The sequence below is a fragment of the Mucilaginibacter sp. genome, from assembly GCF_028288185.1.
Taxonomy (GTDB): domain Bacteria; phylum Bacteroidota; class Bacteroidia; order Sphingobacteriales; family Sphingobacteriaceae; genus Mucilaginibacter.
Map to the genome: position 1 here is coordinate 1 of NZ_JAQBOF010000003.1, position 12,046 is coordinate 12,046.

Below are 12,046 nucleotides of genomic sequence, written 5' to 3' on the forward strand. Positions count from 1 at the left end.
GCGGACCGAATACACGGCCACCACCATTAAACAATGGTGATTTAACACTACCTGCACGGGCACCACCGGTACCTTTTTGCTTATATAATTTGCGGGTTGAACCTGCAATTTCGTTACGCTGTTTTGATTTGTGTGTACCCTGACGCTGATTAGCTAAAAACTGCTTAACATCAAGATAGATAGCGTGATCATTTGGCTCAATACCGAATATGGAATCAGAAAGCTGCACCTTGGCACCTGTTTCTTTACCTGATACATTTAATACGTTAACTTCCATCTTATTTATCCACTATTACGAATGAACCCTTTGATCCGGGAATTGAACCTTTAACAACCAACAGGTTTTGCTCTGAAAATATTTTCACAACCTGTAAGTTTTGAACTTTAACACGTTCGTTACCCATCTGACCAGCCATGCGCATGCCTTTAAATACGCGCGAAGGCCATGATGAAGCTCCTAATGAACCTGGCGCACGTAAACGGTTATGCTGACCGTGAGTTTGCATACCCACACCACCAAAACCATGACGTTTAACCACACCCTGGAAACCTTTACCTTTTGACGTGCCAACTACATCAACAAAATCTCCTTCGGAGAAAATATCTACAGTGACAGTATCACCAAGAGCTTTTTCGTCTTCGAAAGATTTAAATTCAACAAGTTTACGTTTTGGGGCAGTACCGGCTTTTAGGAAATGGCCTTTTAACGGACCAGAAGTGTTCTTCTCCTTTTTGTCGCCATATGCAAGCTGTACAGCTGCATATCCGTCTGTATCAACAGACCTTACTTGTGTTACTACGCAAGGGCCAGCTTCGATAACTGTGCAAGGGATGTTTTTCCCTGAGTCGTCGAATATGCTGGTCATTCCTACTTTTTTACCAATTAATCCTGACATTTTCTTTATGTTATTTGTGCCCATCGAAGCAGTAGGGCTTCGTTCAAGGCATATTATTCCCCCGTTAAGGGACGGCAAAGATAGCAACTTTACTTTAATTGTCAAATACTTAGCAAGATATTTTTTTATAAATATTTTGTTAATTCTAGTAAGTGATAAAAAGGGTAGTTATTTAATAGGAATTCATTGATTTTTAAGGGAATTGACTTGAAACATTCATAAATAAATTAGCTAGTTTTAACCCAACCTAAATTATAACCATGAAACCTGCCTATATCGTTACCCTATTATTATGCTGCAGCCTGGTAAGTAATGCGCAAAAACTAATTGTTATTGATGTTGAAAAGCTTGAAAGGCCTGATAATCGCTTGCCGGTTTGGAGCTACCACGATATCTTAAAAAATCTTATCCGCATGGATCATCATGCATATGGTTTTCGAACGCCTGAACTCCAAGCCAAGCACGACCCTCAATTCAACATAGTAGCCAAAAGCAACATTGCTGATAGCCTGGTTAGCTACGGCTACCACCCATTACGGGTATGTATAATGCTTACGCAAGCCATAGGCCGTTTACACTATCGCCCGATATGATGTGGCTGCTTATTTGCCAGGGTTTTGCAAACCATGTTACTAATAACAGTGAAAGCCTGCGCCATTTGTTTGTTAATTTTAGCGGTAAAACTACCTTGGTGGTTCAGAACAATCGCATCAGCCTTGATAACCCCAACAGCCCCTGGCAAGAGATCTTCCCCGAATTTAATAACCAGATAAGCCGCTATACAGGTAAAGAGCTTACAGACGCACTAACCGCAGATTTTAGCACCACCACACCGACTACTAAAATAGCATCGCAAATTACTGCGCTGGCTGCCATGAAATCATATTTCGACTTTGTGGTAATAATGGTAGGTTGTGGCATACCGCAGGTTACACTTGAAGGCACCCCGGCCGACTGGCAAAGAGTGTTAGACAAAACAGAGGCATTGCGTAAATACCAACTGGATTGGTGGGTTGATAAAATGGAACCCCTTTTAAAGGAAATTGTAAAAGCATCAAAAGGAAAAAAGAATAAAGAGTTTTGGCAAACCATGTTTAAATACCACTCTATAAAAAGATATGGTGCGTCAACCATAATTGACGGATGGATAGTAAAATTTTTTCCTTACGATAAATCCGGTCGCCGTATGAATCTTGAAGCATTAAGCTCGGGGGTAGATTTACCCGATGAAATTGTTAAGGTTAATTTACAATATATATATGCTGATGGTACCGGTAATACTGTAAGTACGCCACTTGAGCTTTGGGCAGGCTTTGTAGGTTTAACACAAAATGATAAAACCTTTAACCTAAGACCGGAGATTGGATGGATGATTCGCAAAAAAGATACAGCTGTTGAAGATAAGAACATGGCAGACTTTCGTAAAAGTGCCTCGGGCACAAACTATGGCGGGATACAAATACGTTGCAATGTCGTCCCTGAAGCATTGTTTAATATTGGCCCGATAAATTTATTAACTATTGATTTTGTAAATACTATAAATATACCCAATGAACTAGCCAAAGTACATATACTCAAACTTACGTTAACAGGTGTTATTACCGATGAGGGTATAAAAAGGATAAAGAAATTATTCCCTGATACGGAGCTGGTAATAAACCGTAAAACCATAGCTCAGTAATTTGGTACTTAAGTAAGTGACAAGTGTATGCGGGGGTATATATACGCCTACACTTGCTTATTAAAACCTATCCCCTATATTTACTACCCTAAACTAAAACCTATGGCCTGGGGCATATCACCTAGAAAAGTTACCGTAATATCACTTGGCGAATATAATGCCGACCATTACTTAACCTTATTATATCAAGCCTTTAATAACCTGGGCTGGCGCATTGGCTATTTCGACAGGGATGGCATTATTGGCTATACCCCTATATCCTGGGAGAGCTATGCCGAAGAAGTGTCTGTACGTATAGTTAATAACCAGGCCATTATAAAAAGCGAGTGCGTAGGCTACCAGTTCTTTTTTACCGACTACGGCAAAAACCAAAAGAACCTAGACCTGCTCATCAACGGCGAAATAGAATATGTTGAGTATCACCTAAAAGATAACCTGCAGGAAACTACGCAGGAATTAATAGACAGCATCCCGGATAACCAATTTATCAGCCTTGATAATCCGCCGATGGGTTATAAGGAGAAGTTGCGCAGCTTTTTATCAGCATTTACGCCGAAGCAAGATTATTTTATTACGCCTATACTGGTACTGGCCAATATCGCCCTATATATTATTACGCACGTTATTATGGTGGCCATGGTAATAGTATTATTTATACAAGCCGCCCAACATCACGGCAACCCTTTCCAGCATTGGGTACATAGTATGCAGGATATTTACCTGTCGCTTGGTTTTAGCAACCGCACACAGGTACTTCACGGCCAGGTTTGGCGATTAATAACTAATACCTTTTTACATTTCTCGTTATTACACATTGCCCTCAATATGGTTGTGTTAATATACATAGGCTCGTTATTAGAAAGCAAGCTGGGTAAATGGAATTATCTTTTCCTTTATTTACTAACCGGTATATGTGCCAGCATAACATCCGTAATATGGCGCGATCATGGTGTATCGGGCGGTGCATCCGGCGCTATATTTGGGCTGTTTGGTGTATTGCTTGCCTTGTTAAGCACTAAATTTTATGAGAGTAACGCACGTAAAGCGTTATTAATAAGTACGGCCATTTTTGTAGCGTATAATATTATACCCATTGGCCGGCAGATTGACCATGCCGCGCATTTTGGCGGTTTGGTATCTGGCTATATATTTGGGTGGATAGCTTACCTGGGGTTAAAATATCAAAAACAAAATATCACCACATCAGGCGCGTTGGCTATTACTATTATATATACCGGCTTATGTATTTGGCTGGCGCCGGTTTATCAACTTAATGATCTAAATCGTCTTACCGAGCAAACAGAAAACCTATCAGCCGAAGTTAGCCGGCAATTTTATGGCAGCTATGGCATGAACCGGGATGAACGGATGGCCGTGTTTAATAATACTGTTTTGCCTGATGTAAATACGCTTAGCCGCATCGCGTTAAAACTGGATAACCTTACCCTGCCCAAAAAGCAAAAACAAATAGCCGTTGTAAAATCAAAGCTGATAAAACAGGAGTGTAAGTTATATACCCTATTATATGAGGAGTTTAGAGATAATGACCCGAAAAAATACCGCGGCGAGATAAATAGCACCACCCAAACAATAAACGACCTGCGCGCCGAATGGGGTAAAATTGACCATGACCAAAATGACGATGAATAAAGTGCAGTAAGGTGTAGCGAGGTGTTTCGAAACACTGCACTACAGTTATGATAAAATTTCTGTTGTACCTTTGCAGTACATCAATCTAAAGGTAAATGAATTTCTACACACGCAAATGGGTAAAACCCGAAGACCTGAATGCGCACGGCACTTTATTTGGCGGCAGGCTACTGGCCTGGATAGATGAAGAGGCTGCTATATATACAATTATACAGCTAGGCACCAACGGGTGCGTTACCAAATACATGTCCGAAATTAACTTTATAAACTCGGCCAGTCAGGGTGATATTATTGAGTTGGGCATTAAGGCCATTAGCTTTGGTCACACCTCTATTACCCTAACGTGTGAGGTACGCAACAAAATCACCCAAAAAACCATCCTTACTATTGATAAGATAGTATTTGTAAGTGTCGATGAAAACGGTAAACCGGTTAAGCATGGCCGTACGGAGATAACTTATACGGATGAAAGACTGAGGGAATAAAAGTTATTAATTCCGAAATCGAACTTCCCAAATCCGAAATCAAATTATTCAGTCATCAATCTTCTGATCAACTCAGCGCTTTGCTTGTTGCCTTCTTCCAGTCGGCCTTTAAAGAATGCCTGTACATCATTAAAATGTTTTTTATAACCTTCCATATCGCCATAACCAATGATGGACGACCACTCGCGCACCGCCGAGTGAAACTCCAGATCATCTCCACGAATTGTTTTATCGTAAAGCGCGGCCTGGATAGATTCTTCTAATAACTCTTCGTTTTTAAACAGATACTCGGCAATGCCTAATCGCAGGCGGAAAGGCGGTGTCTGGCAGATCAGGTTATCATAGGGGTTAACGCCTAAATGGTACCAGGCATCAACCATACTTAATATACTTAAATGCGAATTTGGTTTTTGCAATTCATGGTTTTGCGATAGTGAAAACTCTTTCATCACCTTATCACTTAGCATAATAGGTTTACGGCTTTTGTGAAATACAAAATCGCGCGCGCGGTATAACCGCTGGCGGAATGCTGCTTCCTCTTCCTGTATCATCAGCTTAAACAATTCTGATTCGGACACTGCATATTGCCGCACCTGCTGGCGGGCATACGGATTTAATATGGCCAATCCTGCATATACATGCGCTTTATAGCTAAATATCCGCAGAGTTGTTAATATCTTCACATTATCAATACCACCTATATAAGATGCATTTTCCCACGGGAAAAAACCGGCGGCTTTCCAGGCAGTGCCCATGCTTTCGAAACCTACATGTGTTACGGCTTGTGTGTCGGCTACAATTTTGTCATGCTCGTGGTAGTCTTCCATCTCTACAATCTCTGATCCTATGGCCGTAAACAGGTCCAACATGCGTTGGCGAGCTTCGGTATCAGCACGGTGTGGTATCAATATCAGTGTTTGTCCCTTTGGCTCAAACCCCGGACCGTGCATTCCATGAAAAGTAATGATCTGCGCGCTTTCCGGCAGGTATTTTTCAAAGGCTTCTATTTCGGGTGTTTTTACAGACGTTTGCCCGGCTACAATAGCGCCGGGTTTGGTAAACTCCGCGTTTTCGGCAACTACTTTCGCTATTTTTTCGGCTTCAACAGAATAAATTATCAAGTCGCTGATTTGCGATACTTCTTTACCACTATCCAATACTTTTATATGGTAAGGTGCCAGGTCTTCTTGTAGCTGTTGTTTGTTAGCAGGCAGGTCGCAGCCGCTAACTGTATACCCGGCTTTTGAAAAAGCTTTGGCGTATAAACGCCCCATATCGCCTAAGCCGATAATTCCAATATTCATTCTGCTAATATAACTATGTGTAGCAAAAATGCGTATTAAGGTTTACATTCATTGCGCCAATTATTGCCTAAAAACGCAAAAAATGCAATTTTTTACTGTTTTTTTAATATATCATTGTCTAATTTTACAATTATGAAGACTAATTTCATGTTGAAGCTATCGCTGTTACTAACACTTACTATTTGTATAACTACCGTTAAAGCGCAGGATAGTATAAAAAAGGCCATTGTTAAAAAAACAGTTGTAAAGCCAGTTGTTGCCAAACCCGGCGTTAGACCCATTAACCCTAAAACCGGCAGACCTTATTCCCGGTACGGTTACGGCTCGTACGCCAAAACATATAGGGCCCAACATATTGCCGACAGTATAAAAAAAGCCGCCACGTCTCCTATTAAAGTATCTACAACAACTATTGCCACTACCCCACCTGATGTTAAAAAGGATACCACCATTGCACCGACACCACATGTTGACAAAAGCCTTAATGGCCAATACCAGTACCTGTTAACCAAAATATATAATTCTCAAAAGCCGTTTGTTGACGCCTTGTGGAAGAATTTTATGGATACGCTTAAAAGCACCCGTAACCAGATAAAGGACAGTCAGGCTAAGTTTTCCGCTCAAACAACAACCATTAGTGGACTACAAAATGATATAACTACTAAAGATCAAGCGCTTGCGCAAACTGATTCTATCAGCCTGTTTGGTATAGTCCTATCAAAAACTACTTACAATTTATTAATGTGGGGGTTGGTAATCGTACTGGGCATAATTGCAGCGGTGGTTATCGCACGCTCGGGTAGTGCACGTAACGAAGCCGTGTATCGTACTACTTTGTATAACGAGTTGGAAGAAGAATTTAAAGCCTTTAAAGCCAAAGCCAACGAGAAGGAAAAGAAACTGGCCCGCGAGCTGCAAACCGAGCGCAATAAAGTAGATGAATTAACCGGACGCGGGTAGATCAGCCCCCTAAAGGGGGAGTAAAAATCGCTATGACCATATTAAAATCCATAAATAGTTCCCCCTTTAGGGGGTTAGGGGCATGAAATCTTACCTGTTTGGATGGAACCCGCTAAAGTTTGAATGGGCAGATCTGGATGACGATATTAAGAAGTTAGCCGATACGGGTAAGCTCGAAGATAACTGGAGCGTGATCAGCCATAAAAGCATTCGGCCCGGCGACAGGGCGTATATTGTCCGTGTAGGGGTTGAGCCAAAGGGGATATTCGCATCGGGGACTGTAGCGTCCGAAGCATACCCGGCTTTTCGTAATGGCAAGCATTATTATCGCATTACGGTGGCATTGGATGTTTTGCTTAATCCTGATAAGGAACAGATACTCACCCTTGATATTTTAAAAACCAGCAACCTGATCGCGCAGAACTGGACACCGCAGGCATCGGGTATCTCTATTAAGCCGGAGTTGGTGGATGAGTTAGAGGGCGTGTGGCAGGATTTTTTAAATCCTGAAGAATAAGCTATGTCAACTGCCGATATTATCATCCTTTTTATTTTACTATCAGGTGCTATTCTAAGTTACACCACCAAAAAACTCACCTTTGCCGGCGTTGTAACTGGTGCTATAGTTGGTTTATTAATGTACAAGGGCGGGGGGTTAACCGGGCTTATCATCCTGGCTGTATTTTTCATCAGCGCTTCATGGGCAACCAAATGGCAAGCAGCTAAAAAAACAGCAATAGCTGCAGCCGAAGAAAACAAAGGTCGTCGCACTGCAGGGCAAGTATTAGCCAATGGCGGTATTGCGGCTATACTGGGTGCAGTTGGATGGTGCCTGCCGGGGCATACTTCAATTATAACATTGATGATAGCAGGCAGCTTCGCAGCAGCTACTGCCGACACGTTATCATCCGAACTTGGTATGGTTTACGGGCGCAGGTTTTATAATATACTTACTTTAAAAAAAGAAGAACCCGGTCCGGATGGTGTTGTAAGTGTGGAAGGTACGCTGATAGGGCTGATCGGCACGATGCTCATCGCCACCGTATACAGCATAGGGTTTGGTTGGGGAATTGGCTTCTGCTGGATAACACTGGCAGGTTTTACCGGCAACCTGTTCGATTCTGTTTTGGGTGCTGCTTTAGAGCGTAAAGGGGTGATCGGGAATAATGTGGTTAATTTTTTGAATACGGCTACAGGGGCGGGGGTTTGTTGGTTGTTGGTGAGCTAACTGGTTCACGTTGCCATCTGTATCCACAATTTAAACATCGGCCCGCTCAATCGCCGCGGGTTGGCTTTGTTCTTTTCCTTGATGAAAAGAAGCAAAAATCAAGTCAGCAAAGAGGCTTCTTTGCGCTCAAGGCCTTTGCCCGTCAGTCCAGGTAAAACCACGGGCTGCAAAATTTTTGCGCCGCTTCGCACCCTCCTGCCCCACGCTCAGCAAAAAATTGCTATGCCCTTCCCAACGCTCTTGGCTACCAGTTTTACCTGCCCTCACCCGAAGCTTTTTGCTGACACTTTGCACAATACCAACATCATGCTAATAATAAAGATTGGATGTAATGCTCAAATTGGAAGTAAATCTTGTTTCATTGCTAAAAACCGTCAGACGGGCAGCTTCGGGCGAAATCAGGTAAAACAAGGTGGGCCGTGCGGCTGCAAAGGCATTGGTAATTTTGCCTGAAGCAATGGCCTTGTGCGACAACAGGCGGCAAAAGGACCGGGCCTTAGGTTTTATCTGATTTGTAGCGCATAAGGCCTGTGCGGCAAGAAGCATCCCGTATGACTTGATTTTTTGTTGCTTTTTCATCAAGGAAAAAGTAATGGGGCTCCGCGCCCAAGAGCGGGGCAAGCCAAGCGTGTAAAGGCCAAGAAGCGATAGTTTTACAAATAGGTGAAAACAAAAAAGCCACCCGATATTAATCGAATGGCTTTTTATATTTTTGGATCTTCCGGTACAGTTATACTTTGATCTCAACTTCAACACCGCTTGGCAATTCAAGCTTCATTAGCGCATCTACAGTTTTTGAGTTTGAGCTGTAGATATCCAATAAACGTTTGTAAGAACATAATTGGAATTGCTCGCGTGCTTTCTTGTTTACGTGTGGTGAACGCAAAACAGTGAAAATTTTCTTTTCGGTTGGTAACGGAAGTGGTCCGCTAACTACAGCGCCTGTCGGCTTTACTGTTTTTACGATCTTCTCTGCTGATTTGTCAACCAGGTTGTAATCGTAAGATTTTAATTTGATTCTGATTCTTTGGCTCATTTTGTTTTTGTTTGTGATTAATCCCTAAGAGCTATTTGTTAGGGCAATCTGTTGTTTATTTATTTAAAAAGTTGATTGGCAACTAATCTCTAATTACCAATAAACTAATCTCTATTTATGCATTTGCAGCAGCTTTTTTGCCTTTTGCTTTAGCAACTACTTCTTCCTGTACGTTACGTGGCGCTTCAGCATAGTGATCAAACTCCATGGTTGAAGTAGCACGGCCAGATGTGATGGTACGTAACTGGGTTACATAACCAAACATTTCTGATAGTGGTACAGTAGCTTTAATTACCTGTGCACCTGCACGTGAGTCCATGCCCAAAAGCTGGCCACGACGACGGTTCATGTCACCGATAACATCACCCATGTTTTCTTCAGGGGTTAAGATCTCGATCTTCATGATCGGCTCTAACAATACCGGTTTACATTTTGGCAATGCCTCGCGGTAAGCCATCTTAGCAGCTAACTCGAAAGATAGCGCGTCCGAATCGACAGCGTGGAATGAACCATCAATTAAACGTACTTTTAAGCTGGTTAATGGGTAGCCGGCTAATACACCGTTATCCATAGAAGCTTTAAAGCCTTTCTCTACAGATGGAATAAACTCACGAGGGATTGAACCACCGCTAATTTCGTTCACAAACTGTAAGCCTTCCTGACCTTCGTCATTTGGTGACAATATAACTTGGATATCCGCAAATTTACCACGACCACCGGTTTGTTTCTTGTAAGTTTCGCGGTGTTGTATAGTACCTGTAATAGACTCTTTGTAAGCTACCTGTGGCGCACCCTGGTTAACCTCTACTTTAAACTCACGTTTTAAGCGGTCCATGATGATATCTAAGTGAAGCTCGCCCATACCTGAAATTACAGTTTGGCCGGTCTCTTCGTCAGATTTTACGTGGAACGTAGGATCTTCCTCAGACAATTTACCTAAAGCGATACCTAATTTATCTACGTCAGCCTGAGTTTTAGGCTCGATAGCTAAACCGATAACCGGCTCAGGGAAGTTCATCGATTCTAATATGATCGGGTGTTTCTCATCACAAAGGGTATCACCTGTTTTAATATCTTTAAAGCCTACTACCGCGGCAATATCACCCGCACCTACGTTAGGTATAGGGTTTTGTTTGTTAGCGTGCATCTGGAAGATCCGGGAGATACGCTCTTTATTGTCAGAACGCATGTTATGCACATACGAACCTGCCTCTAAGTTACCAGAGTAAACACGGATAAAGCATAAACGACCTACGAAAGGATCGGTTGCGATTTTAAATGCTAAAGCTGCAAACGGTTCTTTTTCTGATGGTTTACGTAAAATCTCTTCACCTGTATCAGGGTGATGACCAATAATACCTTCCACGTCCATTGGTGAAGGCAATAATTCCATCACATAATCAAGCATGGTTTGTACACCTTTGTTTTTGAAAGACGAACCGCAAACCATAGGAACGATCTTAGCATCTAAAACAGCTTTACGTAAAGCGTCTAATACTTCACGTTCTGTAATAGTTTCTGGAGCATCAAAAAATTTCTCCATCAGGCTCTCATCATAATCAGCTACTGATTCTAACAACTTCTCTCTCCACTCTGTAGCTTCTTCGATCATATCCTCTGGGATAGGCACCTCAGTAAAGGTCATACCTTTATCATGCTCATTCCAAACAATACCTTTCCAGTTAATCAAATCAACAACACCTTTAAAATGCTCTTCGGCACCTATTGGCAATTGCAATGGAACAGCGTTACTGCCTAACATGCTTTTTACTTGTTTTACAACATTTAAAAAGTCGGCACCGCTACGGTCCATTTTGTTTACGAAGCCTATACGGGCAACATTGTAGTTGTTAGCCAGTCTCCAGTTAGTTTCTGATTGTGGCTCAACACCATCAACAGCACTAAAAAGGAAAACCAAACCATCTAAAACACGTAATGAGCGATTTACCTCTACGGTAAAATCCACGTGCCCGGGTGTATCAATAATGTTTATGTGGTAAGTTTGATTCCTGTATTTCCAATCTACAGTTGTTGCAGCGCTGGTAATGGTAATACCACGTTCCTGCTCCTGCGCCATCCAGTCCATTGTAGCTGCACCCTCATGTACCTCGCCTATTTTGTGGCTAACGCCGCTATAGTAAAGAATACGCTCGGTAGTAGTAGTTTTACCGGCATCAATGTGAGCGGCAATACCTATATTTCTTGTATATCTTAGATCTCTTGACATCTGTTTTATATTTAGTGAATGAGCGAGTGAGTGAATGAGTGAATGTTTAATTAAAAACTCACCTATTCACTCATTCACTCATTCAATAATTCACTAATTAAAATCTAAAGTGAGAGAACGCTTTGTTAGCCTCGGCCATTTTATGCGTATCTTCTTTCTTTTTCACTGCTGCACCTTCACCTTTAGCTGCTGATATGATCTCGCCGGCTAATTTCTCCATCATGGTTTTTTCTCCACGACGGCGGGCATAGCTAATTAACCATTTCATGCCTAAAGCTATTTTACGCTCTGGACGAACTTCGGTAGGAACCTGGAAGTTAGCACCACCAACACGACGGCTTTTAACTTCAACTGCAGGCATAACATTGTTTAAAGCCTTTTTCCAGGTTTCTAAACCGCTTTCGCTGGTTTTCTTTTCAACAATATCAACTGCGTTATAAAATATAGTGTAAGCGGTAGATTTTTTACCATCAAACATCATGTTATTTACAAACCTGGTTACCAAAATATCATTGAATTTTGGATCAGGAAGAAGGATTCTTTTTTTCGGTTTTGATTTTCTCATTATTACTATCCTCC

Annotated in this window: 14 protein-coding genes; 8 read left to right on the plus strand and 6 right to left on the minus strand. The window is 41.9% G+C overall.

What is annotated here, in order from left to right:
* Together rplD and rplC are read right to left on the minus strand one after the other, a co-directional pair.
* Nucleotides 1-277: 50S ribosomal protein L4 (rplD, locus tag JWQ34_RS00930; RefSeq protein ID WP_299352561.1), on the minus strand; the 277-nt coding region annotated here is incomplete at its 3' end.
* Between the two features lies 1 nt (nt 278).
* Nucleotides 279-896 (minus strand): 50S ribosomal protein L3, encoded by a 618-nt coding sequence (rplC, locus tag JWQ34_RS00935; RefSeq protein WP_299352564.1) that lies wholly within the window; start codon nt 894-896, stop codon nt 279-281.
* 260 nt (nt 897-1,156) lie between these two features.
* Between rplC and JWQ34_RS00940 the strand changes: the two genes are divergently transcribed.
* From JWQ34_RS00940 to JWQ34_RS00955, 4 genes are all read left to right on the plus strand, one after another.
* Nucleotides 1,157-1,489, plus strand: coding sequence for a hypothetical protein (locus JWQ34_RS00940; protein WP_299352567.1), 333 nt, complete (start codon nt 1,157-1,159; stop codon nt 1,487-1,489).
* Nucleotides 1,438-2,577 carry a DUF4419 domain-containing protein gene (locus JWQ34_RS00945; protein WP_299352570.1) on the plus strand — a complete coding sequence of 380 codons (1,140 nt, stop codon included), beginning with the start codon at nt 1,438-1,440 and terminating at the stop codon, nt 2,575-2,577. Before JWQ34_RS00940 ends, JWQ34_RS00945 begins: the two co-directional genes overlap by 52 nt.
* Nucleotides 2,578-2,679: 102 nt before the next feature.
* On the plus strand, nt 2,680-4,227 hold the full coding sequence (locus tag JWQ34_RS00950) for a rhomboid family intramembrane serine protease (protein ID WP_299352573.1): 1,548 nt from the start codon (nt 2,680-2,682) through the stop codon (nt 4,225-4,227).
* Between the two features lie 95 nt (nt 4,228-4,322).
* Entirely contained in the window at nt 4,323-4,712 is a 390-nt protein-coding gene (locus JWQ34_RS00955; protein WP_299352576.1) for a hotdog domain-containing protein, read from the plus strand.
* Between the two features lie 44 nt (nt 4,713-4,756).
* Here JWQ34_RS00955 and JWQ34_RS00960 read toward each other — a convergent pair whose 3' ends face one another.
* Complete coding sequence (locus JWQ34_RS00960) at nt 4,757-6,016, minus strand: prephenate dehydrogenase (protein ID WP_299352579.1); 1,260 nt, start codon at nt 6,014-6,016, stop codon at nt 4,757-4,759.
* Nucleotides 6,017-6,148: 132 nt separating this feature from the next.
* On the opposite strand from JWQ34_RS00960, the gene JWQ34_RS00965 reads away from it, so the two are divergent.
* The 4 genes from JWQ34_RS00965 to JWQ34_RS00980 all read left to right on the plus strand — a co-directional run bounded on the left by JWQ34_RS00965 (nt 6,149) and on the right by JWQ34_RS00980 (nt 8,657).
* Nucleotides 6,149-6,976 carry a hypothetical protein gene (locus JWQ34_RS00965; protein ID WP_299352582.1) on the plus strand — a complete coding sequence of 276 codons (828 nt, stop codon included), beginning with the start codon at nt 6,149-6,151 and terminating at the stop codon, nt 6,974-6,976.
* An 82-nt stretch (nt 6,977-7,058) separates the two neighbouring features.
* On the plus strand, nt 7,059-7,493 hold the full coding sequence (locus tag JWQ34_RS00970) for a hypothetical protein (RefSeq protein WP_299352584.1): 435 nt from the start codon (nt 7,059-7,061) through the stop codon (nt 7,491-7,493).
* Between the two features lie 3 nt (nt 7,494-7,496).
* Nucleotides 7,497-8,204: a DUF92 domain-containing protein gene (locus JWQ34_RS00975; RefSeq protein WP_299352588.1), complete on the plus strand. Its 708-nt coding sequence runs from the start codon at nt 7,497-7,499 to the stop codon at nt 8,202-8,204.
* An 81-nt stretch (nt 8,205-8,285) separates the two neighbouring features.
* Nucleotides 8,286-8,657: a hypothetical protein gene (locus tag JWQ34_RS00980; RefSeq protein WP_299352591.1), complete on the plus strand. Its 372-nt coding sequence runs from the start codon at nt 8,286-8,288 to the stop codon at nt 8,655-8,657.
* A gap of 277 nt (nt 8,658-8,934) precedes the next feature.
* Here JWQ34_RS00980 and rpsJ read toward each other — a convergent pair whose 3' ends face one another.
* The 3 genes from rpsJ to rpsG all read right to left on the minus strand — a co-directional run bounded on the left by rpsJ (nt 8,935) and on the right by rpsG (nt 12,032).
* On the minus strand, nt 8,935-9,240 hold the full coding sequence (rpsJ, locus tag JWQ34_RS00985; protein WP_022830652.1) for a 30S ribosomal protein S10: 306 nt from the start codon (nt 9,238-9,240) through the stop codon (nt 8,935-8,937).
* 115 nt (nt 9,241-9,355) lie between these two features.
* Nucleotides 9,356-11,467, minus strand: a complete 2,112-nt coding sequence (fusA, locus tag JWQ34_RS00990) for an elongation factor G (protein WP_299352594.1) — start codon at nt 11,465-11,467, stop codon at nt 9,356-9,358.
* 97 nt (nt 11,468-11,564) lie between these two features.
* Nucleotides 11,565-12,032 (minus strand): 30S ribosomal protein S7, encoded by a 468-nt coding sequence (gene rpsG, locus JWQ34_RS00995; RefSeq protein ID WP_230545277.1) that lies wholly within the window; start codon nt 12,030-12,032, stop codon nt 11,565-11,567.
* Nucleotides 12,033-12,046 lie beyond the last annotated feature (14 nt).

What these genes read in the sequence shown, in the direction of transcription:
- JWQ34_RS00945 (WP_299352570.1), top strand. Translation starts at nt 1,438, where the DNA reads ATGTATAATGCTTACGCAAGCCATAGGCCGTTTACACTATCGCCCGAT.
- JWQ34_RS00940 (WP_299352567.1), top strand. Translation starts at nt 1,157, where the DNA reads ATGAAACCTGCCTATATCGTTACCCTATTATTATGCTGCAGCCTGGTA.
- rpsJ (WP_022830652.1), bottom strand. Translation starts at nt 9,240, where the DNA reads ATGAGCCAAAGAATCAGAATCAAATTAAAATCTTACGATTACAACCTG.
- JWQ34_RS00955 (WP_299352576.1), top strand. Translation starts at nt 4,323, where the DNA reads ATGAATTTCTACACACGCAAATGGGTAAAACCCGAAGACCTGAATGCG.
- JWQ34_RS00950 (WP_299352573.1), top strand. Translation starts at nt 2,680, where the DNA reads ATGGCCTGGGGCATATCACCTAGAAAAGTTACCGTAATATCACTTGGC.
- JWQ34_RS00980 (WP_299352591.1), top strand. Translation starts at nt 8,286, where the DNA reads ATGAAAAGAAGCAAAAATCAAGTCAGCAAAGAGGCTTCTTTGCGCTCA.
- JWQ34_RS00960 (WP_299352579.1), bottom strand. Translation starts at nt 6,016, where the DNA reads ATGAATATTGGAATTATCGGCTTAGGCGATATGGGGCGTTTATACGCC.
- JWQ34_RS00965 (WP_299352582.1), top strand. Translation starts at nt 6,149, where the DNA reads ATGAAGACTAATTTCATGTTGAAGCTATCGCTGTTACTAACACTTACT.
- fusA (WP_299352594.1), bottom strand. Translation starts at nt 11,467, where the DNA reads ATGTCAAGAGATCTAAGATATACAAGAAATATAGGTATTGCCGCTCAC.
- JWQ34_RS00970 (WP_299352584.1), top strand. Translation starts at nt 7,059, where the DNA reads ATGAAATCTTACCTGTTTGGATGGAACCCGCTAAAGTTTGAATGGGCA.
- rpsG (WP_230545277.1), bottom strand. Translation starts at nt 12,032, where the DNA reads ATGAGAAAATCAAAACCGAAAAAAAGAATCCTTCTTCCTGATCCAAAA.
- JWQ34_RS00975 (WP_299352588.1), top strand. Translation starts at nt 7,497, where the DNA reads ATGTCAACTGCCGATATTATCATCCTTTTTATTTTACTATCAGGTGCT.
- rplC (WP_299352564.1), bottom strand. Translation starts at nt 896, where the DNA reads ATGTCAGGATTAATTGGTAAAAAAGTAGGAATGACCAGCATATTCGAC.